This window comes from Kitasatospora sp. Xyl93 (assembly GCF_055383135.1).
Window position 1 is genome coordinate 5,194,625 of the sequence record NZ_AP029185.1, and the last position, 26,221, is coordinate 5,220,845.

Sequence of the window (26,221 nt, forward strand, 5' to 3'; positions counted from 1 at the left end):
AGGGGCGGCGGCCCGGGCCCGCCCCGCCCGCTCAGCCCAGCTGCGGCAGCACCTCGGAGCCGAGCCGGGCGATGTTGTGCAGGGTGGCCTCCTGGTCGCCGCTGCCCTCGGCGAGCAGGGCGAAGCGGCGGATGCCGGTGCGCTCGGCGGTGGCCAGCAGCCGGTCGGCGCACTGCCGCGGGGTGCCCACCGCGTGCAGGTCGCAGAGCAGCTCGGTGTACTGGCGCGGGTCGCGCATCCTGCGCTCGCGGCCGTCCACGGTGCGGTGGGCGCCGAGCCCGTACTCGAACCAGCCGGGCATCGCGTCCAGCAGCGTGGACCGGGCCGCCGCGGCGCGGTCGTCGACCTGGGCCACGCCGGCCGCGACGTGCTGGCGGGCGATCCGGCGCAGCTGCTCCTCGCCGCGACCGGCGGCCAGCCAGGCGGTCCGGTACAGCTCCAGCATCCGCAGCTTGTCGTCGTCCCCGGAGTGCATGCCGAGCAGCATCGGCAGGCCGCGCTCGGCGGCCAGCCGCACCCCGCCCGGCGAGGTGCAGGCGACCACCACGGGCGGGCCGGCCACCGGCAGCCCGGCGGCGGTGAGCTCCTCGCCGAGGCCCTCGTCGTCCCGGCGCTGGCGCGGGAAGCGCACCGGGCCGGACCGTTCGCCGAGGCCGAGCCAGCTGCTCAGGCCCGGCCGCCGCACCGGTTCGGCGGCCCGGGGCACCACCGCGACCTCGGGAAAGGCGAACTGCGGGCCGTCCGCGCCCACCCGGGAGCCGCGCAGCCAGCGCAGCAGGAGGTCCAGCCGCTCCGGGAAGCCGTTCTCGAAGGCGTCCACCCCGCCGCCGAACACGTCCAGGTCGATCCACGGCCCGCCGCGCCCCACCCCGAGCGTGAACCGCCCGCCGGAGGTCAGGTGCAGCAGCGCGGCCTGTTCGCCGAGGCCCACCGGGTGGCGGGTGGAGAGCACGCTGACCGCCGTGCCGACGCCGATCCGGCGGGTGCGGCCGAGCAGCATCGCGGCCAGCGTCGCGGCGTCCGGGCACACCCCGTACGGCACGAAGTGGTGCTCGGCCAGCCAGACGCTGTCCAGGCCCGCGCGTTCGGCCTCGACGGCGGAGCGGACGGTGCGCTCCAGCGCCTCGCCGTGGCTCTGCCCGGGGAACTGCGCGGACAGCTGGAACAGTCCGACCCGCAGCGGGCCGGTGGCCGGGGGCAGCGCGCCCGCCCGCTGGGTCGCCGACAGCGGCTCGCCCGCCACGGCCGTCACCGGGGGGACGGCGGTCAGCGTCGGACCGGGGGCGGGTGGCCGGACCCCGACGGGCCGGCCGCTCTCGGCGCGGGCGCTGGTCTCGCTCATCGTTGGTCCTCCTCGGGTGCGCGCAGGGTCTGCGGGCCCCGCCTTCTCCCCTTGTGGGTATCCGATGTCATGTGCCAATGGCACGCGGAACCCCGGATTTCCCCGATGATCGGGTGGATCTCGGCAAAAACCCCGGAGCGTCGGACGGAGCCGTGGTAGTGGCCGTGCGGTAGCCCGGCCGGCCGTAGGCTGGAACGATCCAGAGCCCAGGAGGAGAGGGAGTCCGCCGTGTCGCCGCGCCGCAACCGGATCAAGAGCGCCGTTCCCCGCGAGAGCGCGGAGCCGGCCGCCCCGCTCGGCGGTTCGCTGCGCCGCACCGAGAGCTACCAGGGCGACGACTGGGTGGTCCAGACGGTGGCCGGGACGGCGGGGCGGTTCTACCGCTGCCCGGGCTGCGACCAGGAGATCCCGCCGGGGACGGGCCACGTGGTGGCCTGGCCGATGCACGGCGCGGGGGTGGACGACCGGCGGCACTGGCACCGGGCCTGCTGGGGAGCGCGGGAGCGCCGGGCCTCCAACGTGCTGCGGGGCCGCGGCGCTCCGCGGTACTGACGGTCCCTCCGCCGGGCCGGCTACGCGTCGCGCTTCCTGAGCACCAGCGCGCCGCCGACCAGCGCCGCCGCCGTCCAGGCGAGGCAGATCAGGAAGCCGGTCCACGGCCCGTACGGCTGGCCGTGCTGCTCGTACACCAGGAGCATCCGCGAGCCCGCGTAGTCGGGGAAGTAGTGGGCCAGCGTCTTGACCTTCGGCACCGCCGAGAGGATCGGCGAGAGCAGGAAGAAGAACGGCACCAGCACGCCGAGCGCGAGCGTCTGGTTGTGCAGCGTCGTGGTGACGCCCGCCGCGAACAGGCAGAGCATCGTCAGGTACAGCGCGGCCCCGAACACCGCCCGCAGCACGTTCGGCTCGCCGATCGTGGTGGAGTGCGAGCCGAGCAGCGCCTGGCCGACGAAGAAGGTGACGAAGGCCGTCACCAGCGAGACCGCCAGGGCCAGCGCGCCGAGCACCGCCGCCTTGCCGGTGAGCAGGGTGGCGCGCTGGGGGACGGCGGCCAGGGTGACCCGGATCATGCCGGTGCTGTACTCGTTGCCGATCGCCAGCACGCCGAAGACGATGATCGCCAGCTCGCCGAGCATGATGCCGGAGAAGGACGTCCCGGTGGCGTCGAACGTGGACTGGTCGTTCCGGCGGAACTCGCCGAAGTTGTTGTTGGTGAGCAGGGACAGCAGCGCGCCGATGCCGACCGTGACGACGAAGGTCAGCGCGAGCGTCCAGACCGTCGAGCGGACGCTGCGGATCTTCGTCCACTCGGAGCGCAGGATCGCCGGGAAGGACGTCATCTCAGTTCTCCTCCTGCCGTGCCGTGCCCGTCTTCCGGGTACTGTCCGCCTTCCAGCCGGCGCCCCACTCGGCGGGCGCGCCCGCCGCGTCCCGGCCCGGTCCGTCGCCCGCGTGGTACTCCACCGAGTCCGCCGTCATCTGCATGAACGCCTCCTCCAGCGAGGCCTGCTGCGGGCTGAGCTCGTGCAGCACCACACCGTTCCCGGCGAACAGTTCGCCGAGCCGCGCGATGTCCCCGTCGACCACCTCGTAGGAGCCGTCCGGGCCCGGCTCGTGCCGCAGGCCGGCCTCGGCCAGCACGTCCAGCAGCCGCTCGGGCTCCGGACTGCGCAGCCGTACGGCGGAGCGGGAGTTGCGCCGGATGAAGTCCGGCATCGACAGGTCGGCGAGCAGCCGGCCCCGGCCGATGACCACCAGGTGGTCGGCGGTGACGGCCATCTCGCTCATCAGGTGCGAGGAGACGAAGACGGTGCGGCCCTCGGCGGCGAGGCGCTTCATCAGGTTGCGGATCCAGAGGATGCCCTCCGGGTCCAGGCCGTTGACCGGCTCGTCGAACATGACGATCTCCGGGTCGCCGAGCAGGGCGGAGGCGATGCCCAGGCGCTGGCCCATGCCGAGGGAGAAGCCGCGGGCCCGCTCGCGGGCCACCGGGGTGAGGCCGACCAGGGCGAGCACCTCGTCCACCCGGCGCTCGGGGATGCGGTTGCTCTGGGCGAGCCAGAGCAGGTGGTCCCGGGCGGTGCGGCCGGGGTGGACGGCCTTGGCCTCCAGCAGCGCGCCGATGTACTTGAGGGGCTCGCTCAGCTGCCCGTAGCGCTTGCCGTCGATGGTGACCCGGCCGGCGGTCGGGCGGTCGAGGTCGAGGATCATGCGCATGGTGGTGGACTTGCCGGCGCCGTTGGGGCCGAGGAAGCCGGTCACCACGCCCCGGGGCACCTGGAAGCTGAGCCGGTCCACCGCGAGCGTCTTGCCGTAACGTTTTGTCAGGTCGTGCAACTCGATCATTCGCGCTCCCTCAGGTCCCTGCCAGGCTAGGACATGTCCGACATTCGGCGGCGGATCAGCGCGGGCCCCGGCGGGAATTGCCGGGCGGCGCTCGGGACAAAGGGGGTATCGCGGCTCGCTGAGTGGGCCCGCCGGGCGTGCCGGAATAGGTTGGGCGCATGAGCGAGCGAAGCGAGCGAATCATCGAGAGGTGCGCGTGGGCGAACGCCCCTGCCGAGCGAAGCGAGGTGGGTGCATGAGCGAGCTCCCCTCCGCAGTGTCGGTCCGCGAGAGCGGTACCGGAACACCACTCCTGCTGCTGCACGCCTTTCCGTTGAACGCCTCGATGTGGTCGTCCCAACTGGACGCGCTGCCCGGCCTGACCGGGGATGAAGCGCGGGTGCTCGCCCCGGACCAGCGGGGGTTCGGCGGCACCGCGCTGGGCGACGACGAACCCTCGCTGGACCGGGTCGCGGACGATCTCGCGCTGCTGCTGGACGCGGCCGGGATCGAGCGCGCGGTGGTCGGCGGGCTCTCCATGGGCGGCTACGTGGCGCTGGCCCTCGCCCGCCGCCATCCCGACCGGCTGTCCGGCCTGCTGCTGGCCAACACCCGGGCCACCGCCGACACCGACGCGGCACGGGCCAACCGGGAGCGGATCGCCGCCGCCGTCACCGCGCGGGGCAGCGTGCGGCTGCTGCTGGACGAGCAGGTCGCGGCCGGGCAGCTCGGACCGGACTCGCAGCACCTGGTGGAGCGGGTGCAGGCGATGGTCGCCGCCGCGCCGCCGGCCGCCGTCGCCTGGGCCCAGCGGGCCATGGCGGCCCGCCCGGACTCGCTGGACGTGCTGGCCGGGCTGCGGGTGCCGGTCGCGGTCGTCGCCGGCGCCCAGGACGCCCTGGTGGCGCCGGAGGAGGCCGCGACGATGCTGCGGGCCCGCCCGGACGCCGAGCTGACCGTGCTGCCCGGGGTGGGCCACCTGAGCGCCCTGGAGGCGCCCGAGGCCTTCGACGCCGTCGTGCGCACCCTGCTCGCCCGGGTGGCCGCCGGATGAGCCAGGAGAGCCAGGACGCGGCGGCCTGGGACTTCTCGGCGCTGGAGGTGACCGGCCGGATGCCCCTCACCAACCGGGGCGAGGGGCTGCTCGAACTGACCCTCGAACCCCTCGGCGAGGACTACTGGATGCGCCCGGGGGAGACCTTCATCGTCACCTCGTACGGCGACTACGGGCCCGGGCACCCCTTCGAGGTGCAGTACTGGCCGGACTCGGTGTCGGTCTGGTGCACCTCCTGGTTCGGCACCGTCTCGGACGACGAGGGCAACCAGCTCAGCAGCGGGCACCAGCGGCCGGACGGCGCCTACCCGCGGTAGGACTCCGTCCACGGCGGGCCCCAGAAGTGCCCGAGGTGATGACGGGGCGAAAGCCGACAGGCCCTCACCCGGACGGGTGAGGGCCTGTGGTGCTGCCGCGCGGTCCTGCCGGCGTCAGCGCGACTGCTGGGCGGGCACGCCCATGGTGTCGTCGTTCGGCAGCGAGGCGGCGGCCACGGCCGCGCCGGTCAGCGTCGCCAGCATCTCGCGGACGTTGGTCAGCTGGGCGTTGATGCTGTCGCGGCGGTTGGTGAGCGCCGCCAGCTCGCGCTCGGACTCGCTGCGGATGCGGTCGGCCTTGGCGTTGGCGTCGGCCACGATGTCCTCGGACTGGCGCTGGGCCGTCTCGACGGTCTGACGGGCGCGGCGCTCGGCGTCGGTGCGCAGCTTCTCCGCCTCCAGGCGCAGCTGCTCGGCCCGGTGCTCGATCTCGGCCAGGCGCTTCTCGGCCTTGGCCTGACGGGCGGCCAGGTCGCGCTCGGACTGCTCGCGGCGCTTGGCCAGGTTGGTCTCGAACTCCAGCGCGGCCTGGGCGGCCTTGGTGCGGGTGTCCTCGAAGAGGGCGTCCGCCTCCTCGCGCTTGTTCTGGGCGTCCTTGTTGGCCTCGGCGCGCAGCTGGGCGGCGTCGCTCTTGGCCTTGTCGACGATCCGCAGCCCCTCGTCCTCCGCCTTGGCCTTGCGGTCCTTGGCGTAGTTCTCGGCCTCGGTGCGGACCTGCTGGGCGGCGGCCTCGGCGAGCTCGCGGTGCTGCTCGGCGGCGCGGTGCGCCTCGTCGCGCAGGTCCTTGGCCTCCTCCTCGGCGAGCCGCAGGATCTTCTCGACCCGGGCGCCGAGACCGGCGTAGGAGGGCTCGGCCTCGACGACCGCCGCCTGAGCGGTCTGGGTCTCCAGGTGGAGTTCCTCGATGCGCTTCTCCAGCGCGCTGATCCGGGTCAGGGCACTGTCACGGTCGGCCACCAGCTTGGTGATCCGCTCGTCGACCTGGGCGCGCTCGTACCCACGGCGCACCAGGTCGAAGCCGTGAGGGGAGTGACTGTCGCTCATGGGGTTCTGGGCTTCCTGTCGTCAAACCGCTGAGGTGGTTGAGGGAATCCTGACACGGTACCGGAGTGTCGACGGCTGTACGCCGTTCTCTCACGGACAATGACCGCCAATGTCCGCTCAATCGGGTGGTGAGCTCTTGGAGCGATTGCCACCCGACCGGGGGGAGCCAACTCCGGCACCGGCCTTGGCACCCCCGTCCTTCTTGGTGTTGCTTCCCCCGTTGGCCTGGGCGACCGGTGACGGTGCCTCGAACGCCTCCAGGGCGGACAGCACGTCCTGGACCCTGGAGATCTCGGTGTTGATGTCCTTGCGGCGGCGCACCAGTTCGTCCAGCTCGCGCCGGCCCTCGTCAGTGACCCGCTTCGCCTCGGCCTTCGCCTCGGCGAGCAGCCGCTCGGCCTCCGCCTTCGCCAGCTCGACCTGCTCGTCCGCGGCCTCGTCGGCGTCCCGCAGCCGCTTCTCCGCCTCGGCGGCGGCCCGGTCCAGCCGCTCCTCGGCCTCGGCCTCGGACGACCGCAGCTTGGCCTCGGCCTTGACGATGAGCGCCTCGGCGCGGCTGGTGGAGTCGGCGAGCTTGGTCTCCGCCTCCTTCAGCAGGCCCTCGGCCTTGCGGACGGCGGAGATCCGGACCTTGCTCGCCTCCGCGGAGGCCTCCGACGTCAGCTCGGCAGCGCGGTCCTCGGCCGCGGCGACCAGGGCCGCCGCGCGGTCCTCGGCCTCGGCGACGGTGGCCACCGCCTGCTCCTCGGCCTCGGTCAGCTGCTCCTGGGCGGCCGTCACCAGCGCGTCCACCCGCTCGCCGGCCGACTTCATGGCCGCCGCGTTCTCCTTGCGGGCGCGCTCGTGCAGGGCCTCGACCTCGGCGTCGGTGCGCTCGCGCAGCTCCTCGGCGCGCTCGCGGATCGCGGTGGCGTCCCGGCGGGCCTCGGCGAGCAGGGCGTCCGCGTCGGAGCGGCCCTTCTCGACCTCGGCCTGACCGGCCGCCTCGCCGGCGGCGACCAGCCGGTCGGCCTCCTTGCGGGCGGCGGCGACCATCGCGTCCGCCTGCTCCTCCGCGGCGGCGGTGGTCGCCAGCGCGGTGGTCTGGGCGTCCTCGCCGAGCGCCTCGGCGTCCGCGAAGGCCTTCTCCAGGACGGACTTGGCCTGTTCGCGGGTGGCCTTGTCGAACTGCTCGGCGGCCTCCCGGGTCTGCGCGTCGTAGGCGTCGGCGCGCGCGTGGGTGGCGGAGTCGTACTCGTCGGCCAGGGTGCGGGTGGCGAGGGCGTACTCCTCGGCCTCGGCGCGCAGACCGGCCGCCAGCTCCTCGGCGTCGGCGATGCTGCGGGCGCCCTGCGCCTCGGCCTCGGCGACCGTACGGGCGGCCTGCGCCTCGGCGTCGGCGCGCAGCTGCTCGGCGGCCTCCTGGGCGGCGCGCAGCTCGGCCTCGGCGTCCGCGCGCAGCTGCTCGTCGTAGGCCCGGGCCTCGGCGCGGCGGCGGCCGAGCTCGTTCTCGACGGCCTCCCGCTCGGCGGCCAGCTCCAGCTCGGTCTGCTCGCGCAGGGCGGTGGTCTCGGCCTCGGTGCGGGCGCGCAGGTCGGCGGTCTCGCGGTCGACGAGCTCGCGCTGCTCGGTGGTCTCGCGCTCGACCAGGGCGCGCAGCTCGGCGACGTACGCGTCGGCGGCCTCGCGCTGCTCGGTGGTCTCGCGCTCGGCGAGGACGCGCAGCTCGGTGGCGTCCTTCTCGGCGGCCTCGCGGACCTCGGCGGCCTCCTGCTCGGCGGCGGCCCTGAGCGCGGCGATCTGCTCGGCGGCGGCCTCGTGCATGCCGGCCACCGACTGGCGGACCTCGGCGGCCTCCTCCTCGGCGGCCGCCACCAGCTCGGCGCCCTCGGCCTTGGCGGCGGCGATCAGCTCGGCGCGGTCGGCCTTGGCCTGCTCCAGCTCGGCGGCGGCCTCGGCGCGGATGCCGTCGGCGGTGGCGCGGGCCTCGGACAGCTCGCGGCCGGCCTCGGCCCGGACGGTCCCGGCCTGCTCGTTGGCCAGGGCCAGTTCGGCGGCGGCCTTCTCGCGGGTGGCCTTGGCGTCCTTGGCGGCCTCGGCGCGGCGCTGCTCGGCGGTCGCCTCGGCGCGCTCCAGCACCTCGTCGGCGGCGGTGCGCTGTTCGGCGGCGTAGGCGTCGGCCTGCTCGCGGACCTCGGCGTTGTAGGCGTCGGCCTGCTCGCGGACCTCGGCGCTGTGCCGGTCGGCCGCCTCGCGGACCTCGGCGGTCTCCGCCGCGGTGCGTTCGGTGAGGTCGGTGGCCTGCTGTTCGGCCTCGGCGCGGACGCGGTCGGCGTAGGCCTCGGCGGCCTCGCGCTGCTGGGTGGTCTCGCGCTGGGCGAGGGCCCGCAGCTCCTCGGCGGCCTGCTCGGCCTCCGCCCGGGTCTCCGCGGCGTAGGTGTCGGCGGTGGTGCGCTGCTCGGCGGCGTAGGCGTCGACGGCCTCGCGGACCTGGACGTTGTAGGCGTCGGCCTGCTCGCGGACCTCGGCGCTGTAGGCGTCGGCGGCCTGGCGGACCTCGGCGGTCTCCGCCGCAGTGCGTTCGGTGAGGTCGGTGGCGTGCTGTTCGGCCTCGGTGCGGACGCGGTCGGCGTAGGCCTCGGCGGCCTCGCGCTGCTGGGTGGTCTCGCGCTGGGCGAGGGCCCGCAGCTCCCCGGCGGCCTGCTCGGCCTCCGCGAGGGTCTCCGCGGCGGCCCGCTCGGCCTGCTCGCGGGCGGCCTCGGCGGCGTCCAGGTGCTCGGCGGTCTCCTCGCGCTCGCGGCGCAGCCCGTCGGCGGCCTCCTCGCGCTCGCGCCGGCTCTCCTCGCGCAGCGCGTCGGCGGCCGCCTCGGCCTCGGCCCGGGTCCGGGCGGCCTCGGTGTCGGCCTCGGTGCGCACCCGCTCGGCGTCGGCCACCGCGGCATCCCGGACGGCGTTCGCCTCGGCCTGCGCCTCGGTGGTCAGGGCCTCCGCGGCGGCGGTCGCCTCGGCGCGCACCCGCTGGTCGAACTCGGTGGCTTCGCGCCGGAGTTCGGCGGTTTCGCGCTCGGCGGCGGCGCGGTTCTCGGCGGCCGCGGCCTTGGCGGCGGCGAGCGCGTCCTGGCCCTGCTGCTCGGCGGCCTCGGTGATCTTCCCGGCCTCGGCGCGGGCCCGGGCCAGGGTCTGCTCGGCCCGGCCCTGGGTCTCGGCGGCCTGCTCCTGGGCCTGCGCGCGCAGCCGCTCGATCTCCCCGGCGGCACCCGCGCGCAGCTCGTCCGCGTCGGCCTTGGCCTTGGTGAGCAGCTCCTCGGCGTTCTTCGCCGACTCCTCGATCTGGACCACGGCCTGGCGGCGGGCCTCGCCGCGCACCCGGTCGGCCTCGGCGGCGGCCTGGGCGCGCAGCTCCTCGGCCTCGGCGCGCAGCCGGGCCGCCTCGTCCTGCATCCGCTCGATCCGCTCGCGGATCGCGGCGGCGTCGTCCAGGGCGGCGTTCTGGGCCTGCTCCACGGCGGCCTGGGCCTGCTCGCGCAGCCGCTGCGCCTCGGCGGCGGCCTCGGCGCGGATCCGCTCGGCCTCGGCGGCGGCCTCGCCGCGCGCGGTCTCGGCGTCCTGGTTGGCCCGGCCGAGCACCTCCTCGGCGGTCTTGGCGGCCTTGGCGAGGTGGACGGTGGCGTCCTTGGCGCCGGCCGCCCGGCCCGCCTCCTCGGCCTCGCCGCGCAGCCGCTCGGCGTCGGCCTGGGCCCGCGCGCGCAGTTCGGCGACGTCCCGTTCGGCCAGGGCGCGCAGTTCGGCGATCGCCGCCTCGGCCTCGGCCTTCAGCTCGGCGGCCACCGACTCGGCGGTGGCCCGCAGCCGCTCGCTCTCCTCGGCCGCGGCGGCCTTGGCGGCGTCGGCCTCGGCCTGCTTGGTGGAGGCCTCCGCGCGGACGGCCTCGGCCTCGGCACGGATCGCCGAGGCCTCCTTGGTGGCCTGGGCGACCATCCGGGCGACCTCGGCCCGGGCGGTCTGCGAGCGCTGCTCGTTGGCGGCCTCGCCGTCGGCGACCTTGCGCTCGGCGGCGGCCTCGGCGTCGGCCTGGAGCTGCTCGGCGGCCCGCTCGGCCTGGGCGCGCAGCTCGGCGGCCTCGCGGCGGGTGCGCTCCGCCTCGGCGATCGCCTCGGCGCGCAGCCGCTCTATCTCGGCCTTGGCCGCGGCGAGCTGCTGCTCGGCGCGGGCCTGCTCGGCGGCGGCCTGGGTCTTGAGCCGGCCGATCTCGGCCTGGGCGGCGGCCAGCTGTCCCTCGGCGGCGGCGTGCGCGGCGGCCAGCTGCTGCTGGGCCTCGCCGCGGGCGGCGTCCACGTCGGCGGCGGCCTGGGCGCCGGCCTGCTGGGCCTGCTCGGAGGCGGCGCGCAGCAGCCGCTCGGCGTCGCTCTGGGCCCGCTGCAGGGCGGCCTCGGCGGCGGCGTGGGCCTCGCCGCGGGCGGCGTCCACGTCGGCGGCGGTCTGGGCGCGGGCCTGGTCGGAGAGGGCGACGGCCTCCGCGCGGGCGGCGGCGACCATCCGCTCGGCCTCGGCGCGGGCCTCCTGGAGCAGCCGCTTGGCCTCCTGCTCGGAGCCGACCCTGGTCTGCTCGGCCCAGCCGTTGACGTGCTGCTCGGCGGAGCGGCGCAGCTCGGCGAGCTCGTCCTCCAGCTGGCGGCGGCGGGCGGCGAGGTCGGCCTCCAACCGGGCGGTGCGCTCGGCGGCCTCGGCCATGATCCGCTGGGTGGCGGCCTGGGAGTCGCGCAGCTGGCGCTCGGCGTCGGCGCGCAGCTGCTGGGCCTGCATCTCGGCGGTGCGGAGCATCTGCTCGGCCTGGCCGGAGACGGCGTCGAAGGCGCGCGGCTGGGCGAGCATGCGGCGGGACTCGTGCAGCTTGGCCCGCAGCACCTCCACCTGGTAGGCGAGGTCCTCGGCATGCTCGACTGCCTTGTCCCGCTCCTTCCGAGTCCGACCCATCTCGGCCTCGAACTGGGAGAGGTGATCGTCAGCCTCGTAGCGGTCGTTGCCCCGCACTCCGCGGTCCCATCCATCTCCTGGTCGCGTCCTCGACCCGACCGGTGCCGGGCTCCCGATACCCGGGTGCCGGTCCGACTGGTCCTTGCATCCACGGCTGGTGGACGGCTCCCCGTGGTGTCGGGGCCGCCCGCCGCGGTCGTCGGAGTCCGGGGCGCGGGAGCGCGGGGGTGCCGCGTTCCCCCGTCCGGGTGGACTCCTGGGCGAACTCTTGCCTTGTGGAGAATGGTGACAGATCCGTCTTGCGACTGTTCAGCCGTGCCCGCGTTGTGGACTCCCCTTGCGACGGGCCGACCACCGGAGGGCGGACGGGCCTGTCTTCGGCCGTGCCCGTCGCCTCCGTCCCCCGGAGCCTTCGCGCACCTGGGCATTGTAGTGGGAGCGCACTGCGGGGGAATGGCCGCAGGGGTGTTTTCCGGCTCTTCCCACCAGGTTACTGACGGGTCATGACCGACGGGGCGTCGGCTGCCGCCGGGGCGCGCGGCGCCCCGGGGCGGTCCGGACGGGGATCAGTGCTCGTCGTGGCCCTGCCGCGCGGAGGTGACCAGCTCGGTCAGCACGCCGCCGCAGTCCTTGGGGTGCAGGAAGGTGATCCGCGAACCCATCGAGCCGATCCGCGGCTCGTCGTAGAGGACCCGGACGCCCTTGTCCCGGATGGCGGCGGCGTCGCCGTCCACGTCCGCGGTGCCGAAGGCGATGTGGTGCACGCCCTCGCCGTTCTTCTCCAGCCACTTGGCCACCGTGGAGTCGGGCCGGGTGGGCTCCAGCAGCTGGAGGTAGGAGGCGCCGCCGTCGTCGGTGCCGTTGATCCGGAGCATGGCCTCGCGGACGCCCTGCTCCTCGTTGACCTCGGAGTGGAAGACCTCGAAGCCGTAGGTGGCGCGGTAGAACTCGACCGTCTTGTCGAGGTCTCGGCAGGCGATGCCGATGTGGTCGATTCGGGTCAGCACGACGGCCTCCGGGTGATGGGGGGAAGGGTGCACCCAGTGCAGCGCATGCCCCGCGACGGACGCCAGTGCCGGACGTGCGAGCCTGCTCACACGGCGGGCGGTTCACCCGGAACGGGTCGGCACGGTGTTGACTGGACGGTGCCAGTGCGCTCGATCACACCGTCGCTCCGGTGACGGGCGGGTAACAGGTCAGTACATTGAGCGCATCCTCACCTGGCCACGACGTGCGAAGGGGCCCGTCCCATGACCAACACCACCTCTGTGATCGTTGCCGGTGCGCGGACCCCGATGGGCCGCCTGCTGGGTTCCCTCAAGGGCTTCTCCGGTGCCGAGCTCGGCGCCGTCGCGATCAAGGCGGCCCTGGAGCGGGCCGGGATCACCGGCGAGCAGGTCCAGTACGTGATCATGGGCCAGGTGCTCCAGGCCGGCGCCGGCCAGATCCCGGCCCGCCAGGCCGCCGTCAAGGCCGGCATCCCGATGAACGTCCCGGCGCTGACCGTCAACAAGGTGTGCCTCTCCGGTCTCGACGCCATCGCGCTGGCCGACCAGCTGATCCGGGCCGGCGAGTTCGACATCGTGGTGGCCGGCGGCCAGGAGTCGATGACCAACGCCCCGCACCTGCTGCCGAAGTCCCGCGAGGGCTTCAAGTACGGCGCGATCGGGATGCTCGACGCGATGGCCCACGACGGCCTCACCGACGCCTACGAGAACATCCCGATGGGCGAGTCCACCGAGAAGCACAACACCCGCCTGGGCATCCCGCGCGAGGTGCAGGACGAGATCGCCGCCGCCTCCCACCAGCGGGCCGCCAAGGCGCAGGCCGACGGGGTCTTCGACGCCGAGATCGTCCCGGTCGCCATCCCGCAGCGCAAGGGCGAGCCGGTGCTGTTCAGCCAGGACGAGGGCATCCGCGCGGACACCACCGTCGAGGGCCTCGCCAAGCTGCGCCCGGCCTTCACCAAGGACGGCACGATCACCGCCGGCACCTCCTCGCAGATCTCCGACGGCGCCGCCGCCGTGGTCGTGATGAGCAAGGCCAAGGCCGAGGAGCTGGGCCTGACCTGGATCGCCGAGATCGGCGCGCACGGCAACGTGGCCGGCCCGGACAACTCGCTGCAGTCGCAGCCGTCCAACGCGATCAAGCACGCGCTGGCCAAGGAGGGCCTGGAGGTCGCCGACCTCGACCTGATCGAGATCAACGAGGCCTTCGCGGCGGTCGCCCACCAGTCCATGAAGGATCTGGGCGTCTCCTCCGACATCGTCAACGTCAACGGCGGCGCCATCGCGCTCGGCCACCCGATCGGGATGTCCGGCGCCCGCGTGGTGCTGACCCTGGCGCTGGAGCTGCAGCGCCGCGGCGGCGGCGTCGGCGCGGCCGCGCTGTGCGGCGGCGGCGGCCAGGGCGACGCGCTGATCGTGCGCGTCCCGAAGGCCTGACCGGCCGATCCGACCTCCAGGGCTACGGACCGCGTTGCTGCGGTCCGTAGCCCCTTTCGGCATCTGCGTCTGCGCTAGGAGCTCCTGATGATCGATGTCGCCACGCTGGTCGAGCAGGCCCGGGAGGGCCGGCCGCGGGCGGTCGCCCGGCTGATCACGCTGGTCGAGAACGCCGCGCCGCAGCTGCGGGAGGCGATGGCCGCGCTCGCGCCGTACACCGGGCGGGCGTACACGGTGGGCCTGACCGGCTCGCCCGGGGTGGGCAAGTCCACCTCCACCTCGGCGCTGGTCTCCGCCTACCGGCGGCTCGGCAAGCGGGTCGGGGTGCTGGCCGTCGACCCGTCCTCGCCGTTCTCCGGTGGGGCGCTGCTGGGCGACCGGGTCCGGATGCAGGACCACGCCACCGACCCCGAGGTGTTCATCCGCTCGATGGCCACCCGCGGCCACCTCGGCGGGCTCTCCTGGGCGGCGCCGCAGGCGCTGCGGGTGCTGGACGCGGCCGGCTGCGAGGTGATCCTGGTCGAGACCGTCGGGGTCGGCCAGTCCGAGGTCGAGGTCGCCGCCCAGGCGGACACCACCGTGGTGCTGCTGGCCCCCGGGATGGGCGACGGCATCCAGGCCGCCAAGGCCGGGATCCTGGAGATCGGCGACCTCTTCGTGGTCAACAAGGCCGACCGGGACGGTGCCGACGCCACCGCGCGGGAGCTCAACCACATGCTGGGCCTCGGCGAGGCCCGGGAGCCGGGGGACTGGCGCCCGCCGATCGTCAAGACCGTCGCGGCCCGCGGCGAGGGCGTGGACGAGGTGGTCGAGGCGCTGGAGAAGCACCGCGCCTGGCTGGAGGAGCACGGCGAGCTCGCCGCGCGCCGCCGCCGCCGGGCCGCCGAGGAGATCGTGGCGATCGCGCTGGCCGAACTGCGCGCCCGGATCGGCGACCTGCGCGGGGACCGGCACCTGGCCGCCCTGGCCGAGCGCGTGGCCGACGGCGCCCTCGACCCGTACGGCGCGGCCGACGAACTGGTTGCCGGCCTGACCGCGAGCTGAGCCCGCGCGCGGTGAGCCGGCCGGGCCGGCTCACCGCGCGGCGGGAACGACGAAGGGCCGGTCCCGGGGGACCGGCCCTTCGGTGCGGCAGGGCCTACGGCTTGCCGCGGAGGCCGCGGAGGTGCTCGGCGACGGGGGCGAGGGCCTCGTACATGTCGTCGAGCTGCTCCGGGGTGAAGCGGTCGATGAAGTGGGCCCGGACGCTGCGCACGTGGTCCGGGGCGACCTGCTGCATGGTCTCCCAGCCGTGCTCGGTGAGGTGGGCGTAGAGGCCGCGGCGGTCGCCGGGGCACTCCTGGCGCAGGACGAGGCCGGCGTTCTCCATCCGGGTGATCTGGTGGGAGAGGCGGCTCTTCGACTGGAGGGTGGCGGTCGCGAGGTCGGTCATGCGCATCCGGCGGTCCGCGGCCTCGGAGAGCACGACCAGGATCTCGTAGTCGTTGATCGCCAGGTTGTGCGGCTGGAGTTCACGGCTGAGCTGGTACTCCAGCAGCTTGGACACCTCCAGATGGGCGCGCCACATCCGCTGCTCCCTGGCGGTCAGCCAGGGGGTCTCCTCCCCGGGCTGCGACGGCGGGTCGTCCGCAGTGTCGATCGTGTGCGTATCCATGGGCCCAGCATAGCCGATATAGTTCAATCTTGTACAAGTTTACAGACCGAAACGTCGGCCGAGGTCGCCCAGGTTACCGAGGCCCGGCAGGTTCGGATTCCCGCCGCCGTGCCCGCCCGGCTGGATCGGCACCCCGCCGACCGGCACTCCCGCCTCGGCGCCGACCTGTCCGACCGGCTGCTCCGCCATCAGCTTTTCACTCGATTGCAGCAGCACCTGGCCGGCGCCGATGAACTCGAACTGGTGCTCCTCGCCGGAGGCGCCGCCGAAGCCGGTCAGCCGCCGCAGGCCGCCGATCAGCCCGTGCATGTAGTCGTGGTCGTAGTGGTGGCACGGCGCCGGGCAGTCCGCCCAGCCGACCAGCGCCTGCGGGTCCACCCGGATCGGCGGCTCGACGAAGTGCACCGGGCCGTTGGAGGCGGCCACGAAGCGGCCGGTGCCGATCAGGGTCAGGAAGCCCGGGATGATCGACTGCTTGAGCCGCAGCGTCGGGTCGAAGGCCAGCAGGTTGCCGGAGCGGACGGTCAGGTTGCCCTCGTCCAGGTCGTACGAGTTGAGGTCGAACGCCCGGTCGGCCAGCAGCAGCTTGCCGCGGCCCTCGGCGATCACCCAGTCCGCCGCGTGCATCGGCGAGTTGAAGTGCTGCCCGAGCATCCGGTCGATCGCCCCGGCCCCGACGCCCCGGAAGGAGATGTCGCCGTAGTAGGCGACCATCTTGCCCTTCTGGAGGAAGTACGAGCCGTTCAGGTCGACCGAGAAGGCGTACGGGTTGACGTTGTCCCCGGCCGGCAGGCTGTGGGCGTCCCACACCACCGGGCCGGCGTCGCCCCGGCCGGTCGGCAGCGGGGCCACCGGTCCGCCGAACTGCTCCTGGGCGTAAGGCTGTTGCTGGCCGTACGGCTGCTGCTGGGGCTGCTGGGCCGGCGGGGGCGGCGGGTAGCCCTGCTGGGGGTGGCCGCCGGGCGGCGGCGGGTAGCCCTGCGGCGCGCCGTAGTTCGGCGGGGGCGGCGGGACCGCGAAGCCGGGCTGGGTCGGCTGGTTGTGCGGCGAGCCGTACGGGGGCTGCGGCGGGTAGGACATCAGAGCTTCTCCTCGCTCGCCTGGACGTACACCGCACCCTGCCCGGACAGTTCCAGCTGGAACGCCTCGCCCGAGCCGCGGCCGATCATGTCGCGCCACCCCAGCGCGGTGGACAGCTTGTTGCGGACGTCGCCGCGGTGCGCCACGTACGCCTGCGGGTCGACGTGCACCGACTGGCCGGGGACGATCGGCAGCTCGAAGACGCCGCCGTGGGCCATCACCGCGACCGCGCCCTGGCCCTCCAGCTTGGTGGTGAACAGGCCCTGCCCGGTGACCTGGCCGCGGACCATGCCCATCACGCCGCCCTGCGAGCCCATGAACATGGTGGACTGCCGCAGCGTGCCCTCGAAGGCGAGCAGCCGGTCCGCCTCGACGTACAGGGTGTCGCCGAACAGGTCGATCACGTGGACGTGGTGGCCGCCGTGGCCGAACATCACCCGGCCCTGGCCCTCGACGGTCATCAGCGGGGTGTCCTCGTTGGCCACCCGGCGGCCGATCATCGACATCACGCCGCCCTGCCCGCCGGTGATGTTCGGCGTGAAGCGGACGTCGCCGCTGTACGCGAGCATCGCGCCGCGCTGGCTGAACAGCCGCTGCCCGGGCACCACCTGGGCCTCGACCATCTTGCCGTTGATCTTCGTGAAGCCCATCAGACGTCGCCCCCGACGGTGACCTTCTCGGAGGGCTGGACGTACACCAGGCCCTCGCCGGTGAACTCGATCTGGACGGCCTCGCCGCCGCCCTCGCCGATGACGGTGGTCCAGCCGGCGCCCGACTTCAGGCTGCGCTGCAGGGTGCCGGTGTGCGCCACGTACGCCCCCGGGTCGACGCGCAGCGGCATGCTCTTGTCGACCCGCAGGATGACGGCGGGGCCGTTGGAGGTGACGGCCGCCCAGCCGTGGCCCTCCACCTTGGTGGTGAACAGGCCGTTGCCGGAGGACATGCCGTTGAGCCCGGTGAAGCTGGTGCCGGTGTGCAGGGTGCCCTCGGTGCAGAGCAGGTTGTCCGCCTCGACGTACAGCGTCTCGCCGTTCAGCCGGACCAGATTGATCTCGGTGGCCTTGTCGGCGAAGTAGCAGGTGCCCTGTCCCTTCACCTCCATGACCGTCATCTTCTCGCCGGTCAGCCTGCGGGTCACCATGCCCCGCAGGCCGTCCCCGCCGCCGGTCAGCTTCTTGAAGGCCATCTGCCCGGTGTAGGCGACCATCGAACCGTTTCGCGCCTTGACGGCGTCCCCGCCCAGCTCGACTGCGAGCACGCGGGATCCCTGGAGTCTGAACTGAGCCACGGCCGCAATCTAGCCGCTGCGGGCGCGACCCGGGGAGAGTGCGCGGGACAACTGGTACCGGGCTGCGACAAACGCGCCGGTCAGACTCCGGCGCGCGCCCCCCGTCCGGAGTGCGGAACGGTGCCGGCCGCCTGCTCGACCTCCAGCAGCGAGGCCGAGTGGCGCTCCGCCTCGAAGGCCGCCACGCCGCCGCGCAGCCCGAACAGGCGCTTGGAGAGCATGATCCAGAGCACCGCCGCGATGTTCAGCACCAGGGTGCAGACCTTCAGCGCGCTGACGTGGTGGCTCAGCTCGTAGCCCTCCAGCGGCAGGAAGGCCGCGGTGGCGACCACCGTCAGGTACTCGGCCCAGCGCTTGTTCAGCCAGAGGCCGACCGCCTCGACGATCTCGACCACCGCGTAGGCGATCAACGCGCCCGCGACGATCAGCAGGGTGCTCTTCCTGAACTCGAAGGTCTTGCGGATCGTCTCGACGATCGGGGCGTGTTCGAGGTCCCAGTGGAAGTGGTCGGTGACCGGCTTGAAGACCGTGAGGTTCTCGTCGAACACCCGGTGCACCGCGTCCTGGCTGTTGGAGAACTTCCACACGGCCCAGGCGACCACGATGATCAGCAGTCCGCGCAGCACCCGCTCGACGGCCAGGAAGCGCAGGATGAACAGGTCCCGCAGCGCCTTGCCGCGCGGCACCAGCGGCGCGTCCCCGGCCGGGCCGGAGCCGTGCGGGTCGCCCAGCGCGAAGTCGCCGCAGCGCAGGCAGCGCCAGGCGTCGCCGAGGGCGGTCGTGGCGTGCAGCCGGGAGGCCAGCTCGGGCTCCGTCGGCGCGTAGGTGATGTGACCGCGCCTGGCGCAGGTCCTGCGGTCCCAGTCGAGCTCGAACATCTGCGGCTACCCCCGTGTGCGATGCGTCGGCGCCCGGATCGGTGGGCGCGCGGGCAGCAGGATAGGGGTTCCCGGCGGTCGGCGGCCGCGCTCGGCGGCGTTCCGGAACACGGCTGTGACAGGGCGGCCCGGCCCTATGAGATGCGGCACGGAGGCCACCCCCGGCCGGGGTGCCGCACATGTGCTCGGTGATAATGGGCCGGAAGGCTTGTGAGTCGCTTCACAAGCGCGTCCGCGCCGCCGACCCCCGTATCGAGGTATCCATCGTGAACAGCAGCGCCGTCCACCGCCTGCGCCTGGTCTCCGGCCCCGAAGGGGTCTCCTTCATCCTGCTGCTGATCTGCTCGGTACTGAAGCGGACCACCTCGTTCGACGCCGTCCCGGTGATGGGCATGGTCCACGGCGTCCTGTTCATCCTGTACGTGGTCTTCTGGATCCAGGCCTGGCAGGCGCAGAAGTGGGACGCCAAGCGCGGCGTCCTGATGTTCGTGCTGGCGGTGCTGCCCACCGGCGGCTTCTTCGCCGAGCGGATGCTCGGCCGCGAGGAGCGGGGCGAGCCGAAGCCCGCCACCGCCTGAGCCCCGGCTCCATCGTGGACGGTCGACAGGCTGCCACGGCCTCCTCTCCCAAAGGGCCGCGGCAGCCTGTCGCCGTTTCTTACCGGGGGTGGCTCGTCTCCCGCCGGGGTGGCGCGGTCGGCCGCTAGTTGACGTTCACCGCGCTCCAGGCCGCCGCGACCGTCTTGTACTCGGTGCTGGTCGCGCCGTACAGGTCGGTGGCCGCCTTCAGGGTCGCCGCGCGGGCGGCCTTGTAGTTGGTGGTGGAGGTCATGTAGACGGTCAGCGCGCGGTACCAGATCGCGGCCGCCTTGGTGCGGCCGATCCCGGTCACCGTCGAGCCGTTGGAGGTCGGGCTGTTGTAGCTGACCCCGTTGATGACCTTGGCGCCGCTGCCCTCGGAGAGCAGGTAGAAGAAGTGGTTGGCGACGCCCGAGGAGTAGTGGACGTCCTTGTTGCCGACCGTGGAGGACCAGTTGTCGGCCGACGCGCCGTCCTTGGAGGGCTTGTCCATGTAGCGCAGCGGGGTGCCGTTGCCGTTGATGTTGAGCTTCTCGCCGATCAGGTAGTCACCCGGGTCGACGGACAGGTTGGCGGACCACTCGACCATGGTGCCGAAGATGTCCGAGGTGGCCTCGTTGAGGCCGCCGGACTCGCCGGAGTAGATCAGGCCGGCGGTGGCCGAGGTGACGCCGTGGCTCATCTCGTGGCCGGAGACGTCGATGGCGGTCAGCGGGTGGGTGTTGCTGGAGCCGTCGCCGTACGTCATGCAGAAGCAGGAGTCGTCCCAGAACGCGTTGACGTAGTTGGTGCTGTAGTGCACCCGGCTGGCGGCGCCGACCCCGTTGTTCTTGATGCCGTTGCGGCCGAAGGTGTTCTTGTAGTAGTCCCAGGTGGCCGCCGCGCCGAACTGGGCGTCCACGGCGGCGGACTCGCGGTTGGAGGGCAGGCCGTTGCCCCAGGAGTTGGTGGTGTTGCTGAACAGCGTGCCGCTGCCCGAGGTGCCGCCCTTGAGGTCGGTGGTGGACTGGTTGCCCCGGGAGGCGTCCTTCAGCTGGTAGGAGCTGCCGCTCTGGGTGGTGGTCAGCGTGACGGTGCCGACGTTGACGCCCTTGCCGGTGCCGGTGGCGGTCTGCACCTTCTCGTCGCTGGCGAGCAGCGCGCCGGTGGCGGCGTCGGTGATCACCTCCTGGCGGCTCGGGGTGCCGTCCGCGCGCTGGCCCTCGACCACGGTGCGGTGGGCGAGCCGCGGGGTGCCGTCGGCGGCCCAGACGACCAGCTCGGGCGCGCCGGCGCCGTCGACCCGGCTGAGTGCCGCCTCGTCCCGGTCGGCGGCGACGCCGACGGTCGCGCGCACCGCGGCGGTGGCCGCCTCGGCGGCCTGGGGCGCGGCGAGGCCCGGGGTCAGGCTGGTCACCGCCAGCTGCCCGGCGAAGGCCCGGTCGACGGACTTCACCGAGCCGTCGGCCTTCTGGTGGACGACCAGGTCGCCGCCGATCACCGGCAGGCCCGCGTAGGTCCGGTCGTACCGCAGGTGGCGGGTGCCGTCCCGGTCCACCACCACGTCCTTGGGAACCAGCTTCTCCTGGCCGCCGAGGGCGAGGGCCTGGGCGACCGGGGCGCTCTGCCCGGCGGCCAGCGCGAGCAGCGCGGACTGCTGCTGCGCCGGCGAGGGGGCGGCGGCCTGGGCGGGGACGGCGGCGATCTGGATGACGCCGGCCAGCAGGGCGGTGGCGGAGAGTACGGCTCCGACAGTCAGCTTTCGCTTCACGTGCGGGGGTTCCTTCCACGAGACCCGCGGGTGCGATGCGGGTGCGCCGCGTACCGGGGCGCCGGGGTTGGCGCCTTGGGGGCGGTAGGGCGCGGACGTGCCGGTCCCGTGCGGCTTCTGACACTCCGCCGGATGTGGGTGGGGCGGCGGAGGATCGGACGGGACTTGGTCAGAAGCATGACAATTGTCGGCAGGGATGGACAGGGCGCCTCCCGGATTGGCCAGGAACCGCCAGCGCCGGTACGGATGGTTCGGCTGCCGCCCGTTGCCCGGTTTCCGGCGGTTCGTCCCCCCTGGCGGGACTCCGCCAGCCGGACGGCCTTGACAGCCGCCCGGGACGGCGGACGGCCCGGCGGGGAACGGCCGGACGCCCGGGCCCTCCCTGGGGAGGACCCGGGCGTCCGGTGCGCCGGTGCGGTGCGTCAGTTGACGTTGACGGCGGCCCAGGTCGCGGCGACCGCGCTGTACTCGGCGCTGCTCGCGCCGTACAGGTCCGTCGCCGCCTTGAGGGTGGCGGTGCGGGCGCCCGCGTAGTTGGTGGTCGAGGTCATGTAGACGGTCAGCGCCTTGTACCAGATCTGCGCGGCCTTGTCCCGGCCGATGCCCGTGAGCGTCGAGTTGTTGTAGGTCGGGCTGTTGTAGCTGACGCCGTTGATGGTCTTGGCGCCGCTGCCCTCGGCGAGCAGGTAGAAGAAGTGGTTGGCCACGCCCGAGGAGTAGTGGACGTCCAGGCTGCCGACCGAGGACGACCAGTAGTCGGCCGAACGGCCGTCCTTGGACGGCTTGTCCATGTAGCGCAGCGGGGTGCCGTTGCCGTTGAGGTCGATCTCCTCGCCGATGAGGTAGTCCGGCTTGTCCGTGGAGAGGTTGGCGTAGAACTCGACCATGGTGCCGAAGATGTCCGAGGTGGCCTCGTTGAGGCCGCCGGACTCGCCCGAGTAGTTCAGGTTGGCGGTGGCCGCGGTGACGCCGTGGGTCATCTCGTGGCCGGCCACGTCCAGCTCGGTCAGCGGGTGGGTGTTGCTGGCGCCGTCGCCGTACGACATGCAGAAGCACTGGTCGGACCAGAAGGCGTTGACGTAGTTCTTGCCGTAGTGGACCCGGCTGGCGGCGCCGACGCCGTCGTTGCGGATGCCGTTGCGGCCGAAGGTGTTCTTGTAGAAGTCCCAGGTGGCCGACGCGCCGAACTGGGCGTCCACGGCGGCCGACTGGCCGTTGGCGACGGTGCCGTCGCCCCAGGCGTTGTCCGCGTCGGTGTAGAGCGTGCCCGAGCCGGAGGTGCGGTTCTTCATGTCGCTGGTGGACTGGCCGCCGCGGGAGGCGTCCTTCAGCGAGTAGCCGCCGGACACCTGGGTGGTGGTCAGGGAGACGTTGCCGACGAAGACGCCGTTGCCGGAGCCGGCCGCGGTCCGGACCTGCTCGTGGGTGGAGAGCACCTGGCCGGTCGCGGCGTCGGTGACCAGCAGCTGGCTGCTCGGGGTGCCGTCGGCGCGCAGGCCCTCGACCGTGGTCTGGTACGCCAGGCGCGGCGAGCCGTCGGCGGCCCAGACCACCAGCTTGGCGGCGCCGGTCTGGTGGACCTCGGTCAGCGGCGACTCGTCCTCGTCGACGGCGATGCCGACGGTGGACTGCACGGCGCCGGTCGCCTGGGCGGCGGCCTTGTCGGCGGGGATCTGCGGGGTGAGGCTCGGCAGGGCGATGGTGGCGCCGGTGGCCTTGTCCACGGAGGTGGTCGAGCCGTCGGCGCTCTGGTGCACCACCAGGTCACCGCCCAGGACCGGGAGGCCGGCGAAGGTGCGCTCGTAGCGGAGGTGGCGGGTGCCGTCGGCGTCCACCACGGCGTCCTTGGCCACCAGCTGCTCCTGGCCGCTCAGGGCCAGGGCGTGCGCCACCTTGCCGGCCTGGCCGTTGGCCAGGGCGATCAGGTCGGCGCGCTGCTGCGCGGCCCGGGAGTGCGGGGCGGGGTCCGCGACGGCCGCGGTGCTCACCTGGACGACACCGGTGAGCAGGGCGGTGGCGGAGAGTACGGCGACTGCGGCGAGCTTTCGCTTCACGAACGAGTCCTTCCGGGAAACCGCGAGCAGGCGCGGTCGCGCGGCGTTCCGGGGGCCGGGGCGGCACCTGAGGGGCGGAACGTGCGCTGACGTGCAGGCCCCGTGCGGTCGAAGCGGCTTCGCCACCGGTGGGTGGGGGTGGTGGCTGTCGAACGGGGTTGGCCGAAAGCATGACAATCGAGCACATCAAATGACAGGTCTTGCTCATGAATTGGCCAAGTTCCGCCAAGGTGAAGGAATATGAACGAGCGGATAAAAGGGACGTATCGCTCGTCCTTGCAGCGGGTTACCGTCCGAACCGAAGCCTGGTGGCGCGGCGCGGGGCCGATCCGGGGTCAACCCCGCCGCGACCGGAGCCCGTTGCCGCGCGTTCACACCGCCGCAATGTCCTGGTATGGACCTGGCCGTCCGGTTGGCGGGTTCTCGCCACGTGCTGCGCTTGTCCACCATCAGGGACGCCTGGTACCGCGAACCCCCTGCGCCGGTACGGTAAGGAGGTGGCCAAGCCCCTCGCTCTCGACTTCGACCCGATCGCCCGCGCCGACGAGCTGTGGACCCGCCGTTGGGGCGGGGTCCCCTCGATGGCGGCGATCACCTCGATCATGCGCGCCCACCAGATCCTGCTGTCCCGGGTGGACGCGGTGCTCAAGCCGTACGGGCTGACCTTCGCCCGCTACGAGGCGCTGGTGCTGCTGACCTTCAGCCGGACCGGCGAGCTCTCGCTCTCCAAGGTCGGCGAGCGGCTCATGGTCCACCCCACCAGCGTCACCAACACCGTCGACCGCCTGCAGCGGGCCGGCCTGGTCGCCCGCCGCCCCAACCCGCTCGACGGCCGCGGCGTGCTGGCCACGATCACCGACCGCGGCCGCGAGGTGGTCGAGGAGGCGACCCGCGAGCTGATGGCGATGGACTTCGGGCTGGAGGAGTACGACGCCGAGCAGTGCCGCCAGGTGTTCGATCTGCTCAGGCCGCTGCGGATCGCCGCGGGGGACTTCGCCGAGCAGGCCGAGGGGGCTGCGAAGCGGAGGAGGTGAAGGCGGCTACCCTCGTGTGAGCGGTGCGCGGATCCGGGCGTACCGGCCGATACTGCCGAGCGACGCGAGGAAGATCATGAAGGCGACCCCCCTGCTGGGCTGGTACCGGGGCCTGGCCATTGCGACCGGTCTGGCACTGCTGGTGTTCTGCGGCTTCATGGTCGCGAAGTACGGCTTCGAGACCGCCGAGGGCGTGACCACGTACGTCGCGATGCTGCACGGCTACCTCTACATCGGGTACTTCGTGGTGACCTTCATGCTCGGGCAGAAGCTGAAGTGGCCGATGGGCCGGCTGGTGCTCACCCTGGCGGCGGGCTGCATCCCCTTCCTCTCCTTCGTCTTCGAGCGCAAGGTGGCCCGCGAGGCCGCCGAGAAGCTCCCGGCGGGCGCCGGCGCCCGCCAGCCGGCCGGGGTCTGAGCCCCGCCTCCCGCGCCTTCCGGAGCGCCCCTTCCCCGACCGGGGGAGGGGCGCTCCGGCGTTCGCGCGGCCGCGGTCCGCCGTGGTCACCCGTGCTTCCTGCCCGTGCTTCCCGCCCGCGCTTCCCGCCCGCCGGGGGCGACTGCGACCCGGCTGCCATCGACAAGTAGTAGGACGTCCGAGTAAATTGTTAGGACGTCCTACTAGCTGTGCCGCCCCGTCGCCGTGGCGGCCGTACGGAGCGGAGTTCGGGGTCATGGACGCCGAGGAGATCGAGCGCGGCCGGCAGCGCTGGCAGCAGCGATACGACAAGGCCCGCAAGCGCGACGCGGACTTCACCACCCTCTCCGGCGACGAGGTCGAGCCGGTCTACGGCCCGCCCGCCGGGCAGGCCTACGAGGGTTTCGAGCGGATCGGCTGGCCGGGCGAGTACCCGTACACCCGCGGTCTGCACCCGACCGGCTACCGGGGCCGCACCTGGACCATCCGGCAGTTCGCCGGCTTCGGCAACGCCCGGCAGACCAACGAGCGCTACCGGATGATCCTGGACGCGGGCGGCGGCGGCCTCTCGGTCGCCTTCGACATGCCCACCCTGATGGGCTACGACTCGGACGACGCCAAGTCGCTCGGCGAGGTCGGCCACTGCGGCGTGGCCATCGACTCGGCCGCCGACATGGAGGTGCTGTTCGACGGCATCCCGCTCGGCGAGGTCACCACCTCGATGACGATCAGCGGCCCGGCCGTGCCGATCTTCTGCATGTACCTGGTCGCCGCCGAGCGCCAGGGGGTGGACCCGGCGGTGCTCAACGGCACCCTCCAGACGGACATCTTCAAGGAGTACATCGCGCAGAAGGAGTGGCTCTTCGCCCCCGAGCCGCACCTGCGCCTGATCGGCGACCTGATGGCCTACTGCGCCGAGGGCATCCCCGCGTACAAGCCGCTGTCGGTCTCCGGCTACCACATCCGCGAGGCCGGTGCGACGGCCGCGCAGGAGCTGGCGTACACCCTCGCGGACGGCTTCGGCTACGTCGAGCTGGGCCTGTCCCGCGGCCTGGACGTGGACGTCTTCGCGCCCGGCCTGTCCTTCTTCTTCGACGCGCACCTGGACTTCTTCGAGGAGATCGCCAAGTTCCGCGCCGCCCGCCGGATCTGGGCCCGCTGGATGCGCGACCGCTTCGGCGCCAAGACCGACAAGGCGCAGTGGCTGCGCTTCCACACCCAGACCGCCGGCGTCTCGCTGACCGCGCAGCAGCCGTACAACAACGTGGTCCGCACCGCCGTCGAGGCGCTGGCCGCGGTGCTCGGCGGCACCAACTCGCTGCACACCAACGCCCTGGACGAGACCCTGGCGCTGCCCTCCGAGCAGGCCGCCGAGATCGCCCTGCGCACCCAGCAGGTGCTGATGGAGGAGACCGGCGTCGCCAACGTGGCCGACCCGCTGGGCGGTTCCTGGTACGTCGAGGCGCTGACCGACCGGATCGAGCAGCAGGCCGAGGCGATCTTCCAGCGGATCCTGGACAAGGGCCGCGAGGACCACGAGATCGGCCCGATCACCTCCGGCATCCTGCGCGGCATCGAGGAGGGCTGGTTCACCGGGGAGATCGCCGAGGCGGCCTTCCAGTACCAGCAGGGCGTGGAGAAGGGCGAGAAGCGCGTGGTCGGCGTCAACTGCCACCCGCGCAGCGTCACCCCGGAGCTGGAGATCCTGCGGGTCAGCCACGAGGTCGAGCGCGAGCAGGTCCGGGTGCTCAAGGAGCGCAAGGCGGCCCGTGACGAGGCGGCCGTCCGGGCCGGGCTGGACGCCATGCTGGCGGCGGCGCGCTCGGGCGAGTCGATGATCCCGCCGATGCTGGACGCGGTGCGCGCCGAGGCGACGCTGGGCGAGATCTGCAACGCGCTGCGGGAGGAGTGGGGGACGTACCGGGAGAACGCGGCGTTCTGATCCGCTGACGCGCCGGTCCGCCGGTCCGCCGGTCCGCTGGCCCGCAGACCCGTCGACCCGCGCAGG

Annotated in this window: 22 protein-coding genes; 9 read left to right on the forward strand and 13 right to left on the reverse strand. The window is 73.3% G+C overall.

The features are described from left to right. Nucleotides 1–31: 31 nt before the first annotated feature. Nucleotides 32–1,180, reverse strand: coding sequence for an LLM class flavin-dependent oxidoreductase (locus ACZ5GH_RS23210; protein ID WP_464336854.1), 1,149 nt, complete (start codon nt 1,178–1,180; stop codon nt 32–34). Nucleotides 1,181–1,570: 390 nt separating this feature from the next. Between ACZ5GH_RS23210 and ACZ5GH_RS23215 the strand changes: the two genes are divergently transcribed. After that, on the forward strand, nt 1,571–1,894 hold the full coding sequence (locus ACZ5GH_RS23215; RefSeq protein ID WP_387750341.1) for an ATP/GTP-binding protein: 324 nt from the start codon (nt 1,571–1,573) through the stop codon (nt 1,892–1,894). A gap of 20 nt (nt 1,895–1,914) precedes the next feature. Here ACZ5GH_RS23215 and ACZ5GH_RS23220 read toward each other — a convergent pair whose 3' ends face one another. Together ACZ5GH_RS23220 and ACZ5GH_RS23225 are read right to left on the reverse strand one after the other, a co-directional pair. Beyond that, nucleotides 1,915–2,682, reverse strand: coding sequence for an ABC transporter permease (locus ACZ5GH_RS23220; RefSeq protein WP_464335156.1), 768 nt, complete (start codon nt 2,680–2,682; stop codon nt 1,915–1,917). A 1-nt stretch (nt 2,683) separates the two neighbouring features. Then, complete coding sequence (locus ACZ5GH_RS23225) at nt 2,684–3,688, reverse strand: ABC transporter ATP-binding protein (protein WP_464335157.1); 1,005 nt, start codon at nt 3,686–3,688, stop codon at nt 2,684–2,686. A 235-nt stretch (nt 3,689–3,923) separates the two neighbouring features. Between ACZ5GH_RS23225 and ACZ5GH_RS23230 the strand changes: the two genes are divergently transcribed. Then, on the forward strand, nt 3,924–4,721 hold the full coding sequence (locus tag ACZ5GH_RS23230) for an alpha/beta fold hydrolase (protein ID WP_464335158.1): 798 nt from the start codon (nt 3,924–3,926) through the stop codon (nt 4,719–4,721). Then, a complete protein-coding gene (locus ACZ5GH_RS23235) occupies nt 4,718–5,038 on the forward strand; it encodes a hypothetical protein (RefSeq protein WP_387750350.1) in 321 nt (106 codons plus the stop codon). The genes ACZ5GH_RS23230 and ACZ5GH_RS23235 overlap by 4 nt, the downstream gene beginning before the upstream one ends. A 114-nt stretch (nt 5,039–5,152) precedes the next feature. Here the strand turns inward: ACZ5GH_RS23235 and ACZ5GH_RS23240 are convergent, their stop codons facing one another. The 3 genes from ACZ5GH_RS23240 to mce all read right to left on the reverse strand — a co-directional run bounded on the left by ACZ5GH_RS23240 (nt 5,153) and on the right by mce (nt 12,042). Next, nucleotides 5,153–6,082, reverse strand: coding sequence for a coiled-coil domain-containing protein (locus ACZ5GH_RS23240; protein ID WP_387750353.1), 930 nt, complete (start codon nt 6,080–6,082; stop codon nt 5,153–5,155). 117 nt (nt 6,083–6,199) lie between these two features. After that, entirely contained in the window at nt 6,200–11,092 is a 4,893-nt protein-coding gene (locus ACZ5GH_RS23245) for a hypothetical protein (protein ID WP_464335159.1), read from the reverse strand. A gap of 509 nt (nt 11,093–11,601) precedes the next feature. Further along, entirely contained in the window at nt 11,602–12,042 is a 441-nt protein-coding gene (gene mce / locus ACZ5GH_RS23250) for a methylmalonyl-CoA epimerase (protein ID WP_401110879.1), read from the reverse strand. Between the two features lie 243 nt (nt 12,043–12,285). On the opposite strand from mce, the gene ACZ5GH_RS23255 reads away from it, so the two are divergent. Further along, nucleotides 12,286–13,479 carry an acetyl-CoA C-acetyltransferase gene (locus tag ACZ5GH_RS23255; RefSeq protein ID WP_387750361.1) on the forward strand — a complete coding sequence of 398 codons (1,194 nt, stop codon included), beginning with the start codon at nt 12,286–12,288 and terminating at the stop codon, nt 13,477–13,479. Nucleotides 13,480–13,566: 87 nt separating this feature from the next. Continuing rightward, the gene (gene meaB / locus ACZ5GH_RS23260; RefSeq protein ID WP_387750364.1) at nt 13,567–14,523 is read left to right on the forward strand and encodes a methylmalonyl Co-A mutase-associated GTPase MeaB; all 957 of its coding nucleotides are present in this window, start codon (nt 13,567–13,569) and stop codon (nt 14,521–14,523) included. A 94-nt stretch (nt 14,524–14,617) separates the two neighbouring features. Here meaB and ACZ5GH_RS23265 read toward each other — a convergent pair whose 3' ends face one another. The 5 genes from ACZ5GH_RS23265 to ACZ5GH_RS23285 all read right to left on the reverse strand — a co-directional run bounded on the left by ACZ5GH_RS23265 (nt 14,618) and on the right by ACZ5GH_RS23285 (nt 18,379). Next, the gene (locus ACZ5GH_RS23265; protein WP_464335160.1) at nt 14,618–15,133 is read right to left on the reverse strand and encodes a MarR family winged helix-turn-helix transcriptional regulator; all 516 of its coding nucleotides are present in this window, start codon (nt 15,131–15,133) and stop codon (nt 14,618–14,620) included. Nucleotides 15,134–15,172: 39 nt separating this feature from the next. Further along, nucleotides 15,173–15,985 (reverse strand): AIM24 family protein, encoded by an 813-nt coding sequence (locus ACZ5GH_RS23270; protein ID WP_387750608.1) that lies wholly within the window; start codon nt 15,983–15,985, stop codon nt 15,173–15,175. Nucleotides 15,986–16,212: 227 nt separating this feature from the next. Then, nucleotides 16,213–16,863 carry an AIM24 family protein gene (locus ACZ5GH_RS23275; RefSeq protein ID WP_387750369.1) on the reverse strand — a complete coding sequence of 217 codons (651 nt, stop codon included), beginning with the start codon at nt 16,861–16,863 and terminating at the stop codon, nt 16,213–16,215. Next, complete coding sequence (locus ACZ5GH_RS23280) at nt 16,863–17,501, reverse strand: AIM24 family protein (RefSeq protein WP_387750372.1); 639 nt, start codon at nt 17,499–17,501, stop codon at nt 16,863–16,865. The genes ACZ5GH_RS23275 and ACZ5GH_RS23280 overlap by 1 nt, the downstream gene beginning before the upstream one ends. A gap of 80 nt (nt 17,502–17,581) precedes the next feature. Next, nucleotides 17,582–18,379 carry a DUF2127 domain-containing protein gene (locus tag ACZ5GH_RS23285; protein ID WP_464335161.1) on the reverse strand — a complete coding sequence of 266 codons (798 nt, stop codon included), beginning with the start codon at nt 18,377–18,379 and terminating at the stop codon, nt 17,582–17,584. A gap of 266 nt (nt 18,380–18,645) precedes the next feature. Between ACZ5GH_RS23285 and ACZ5GH_RS23290 the strand changes: the two genes are divergently transcribed. Then, nucleotides 18,646–18,957, forward strand: a complete 312-nt coding sequence (locus ACZ5GH_RS23290; protein ID WP_387750377.1) for a DUF3817 domain-containing protein — start codon at nt 18,646–18,648, stop codon at nt 18,955–18,957. 124 nt (nt 18,958–19,081) lie between these two features. On the opposite strand, the gene ACZ5GH_RS23295 is transcribed toward ACZ5GH_RS23290, so the two are convergent. Then, on the reverse strand, nt 19,082–20,707 hold the full coding sequence (locus ACZ5GH_RS23295; RefSeq protein WP_464335162.1) for a M4 family metallopeptidase: 1,626 nt from the start codon (nt 20,705–20,707) through the stop codon (nt 19,082–19,084). A 422-nt stretch (nt 20,708–21,129) separates the two neighbouring features. Continuing rightward, nucleotides 21,130–22,761, reverse strand: a complete 1,632-nt coding sequence (locus tag ACZ5GH_RS23300; protein ID WP_387750383.1) for a M4 family metallopeptidase — start codon at nt 22,759–22,761, stop codon at nt 21,130–21,132. 497 nt (nt 22,762–23,258) lie between these two features. On the opposite strand from ACZ5GH_RS23300, the gene ACZ5GH_RS23305 reads away from it, so the two are divergent. The 3 genes from ACZ5GH_RS23305 (at nt 23,259) to ACZ5GH_RS23315 (ending at nt 26,155) form a co-directional block, all read left to right on the forward strand. Further along, complete coding sequence (locus tag ACZ5GH_RS23305) at nt 23,259–23,795, forward strand: MarR family winged helix-turn-helix transcriptional regulator (protein ID WP_387750386.1); 537 nt, start codon at nt 23,259–23,261, stop codon at nt 23,793–23,795. 76 nt (nt 23,796–23,871) lie between these two features. Continuing rightward, on the forward strand, nt 23,872–24,213 hold the full coding sequence (locus tag ACZ5GH_RS23310) for a DUF3817 domain-containing protein (protein WP_387750389.1): 342 nt from the start codon (nt 23,872–23,874) through the stop codon (nt 24,211–24,213). Nucleotides 24,214–24,469: 256 nt separating this feature from the next. Next, entirely contained in the window at nt 24,470–26,155 is a 1,686-nt protein-coding gene (locus ACZ5GH_RS23315) for an acyl-CoA mutase large subunit family protein (protein WP_401110901.1), read from the forward strand. The last annotated feature ends 66 nt before the right edge of the window (nt 26,156–26,221 follow it).

Coding starts and splice junctions, on each gene's coding strand:
- ACZ5GH_RS23220 (WP_464335156.1), bottom strand. CDS start 2,682: ATGACGTCCTTCCCGGCGATCCTGCGCTCCGAGTGGACGAAGATCCGC.
- ACZ5GH_RS23225 (WP_464335157.1), bottom strand. CDS start 3,688: ATGATCGAGTTGCACGACCTGACAAAACGTTACGGCAAGACGCTCGCG.
- ACZ5GH_RS23230 (WP_464335158.1), top strand. CDS start 3,924: ATGAGCGAGCTCCCCTCCGCAGTGTCGGTCCGCGAGAGCGGTACCGGA.
- ACZ5GH_RS23235 (WP_387750350.1), top strand. CDS start 4,718: ATGAGCCAGGAGAGCCAGGACGCGGCGGCCTGGGACTTCTCGGCGCTG.
- ACZ5GH_RS23240 (WP_387750353.1), bottom strand. CDS start 6,082: ATGAGCGACAGTCACTCCCCTCACGGCTTCGACCTGGTGCGCCGTGGG.
- ACZ5GH_RS23255 (WP_387750361.1), top strand. CDS start 12,286: ATGACCAACACCACCTCTGTGATCGTTGCCGGTGCGCGGACCCCGATG.
- meaB (WP_387750364.1), top strand. CDS start 13,567: ATGATCGATGTCGCCACGCTGGTCGAGCAGGCCCGGGAGGGCCGGCCG.
- ACZ5GH_RS23265 (WP_464335160.1), bottom strand. CDS start 15,133: ATGGATACGCACACGATCGACACTGCGGACGACCCGCCGTCGCAGCCC.
- ACZ5GH_RS23275 (WP_387750369.1), bottom strand. CDS start 16,863: ATGGGCTTCACGAAGATCAACGGCAAGATGGTCGAGGCCCAGGTGGTG.
- ACZ5GH_RS23285 (WP_464335161.1), bottom strand. CDS start 18,379: ATGTTCGAGCTCGACTGGGACCGCAGGACCTGCGCCAGGCGCGGTCAC.
- ACZ5GH_RS23310 (WP_387750389.1), top strand. CDS start 23,872: ATGAAGGCGACCCCCCTGCTGGGCTGGTACCGGGGCCTGGCCATTGCG.
- ACZ5GH_RS23315 (WP_401110901.1), top strand. CDS start 24,470: ATGGACGCCGAGGAGATCGAGCGCGGCCGGCAGCGCTGGCAGCAGCGA.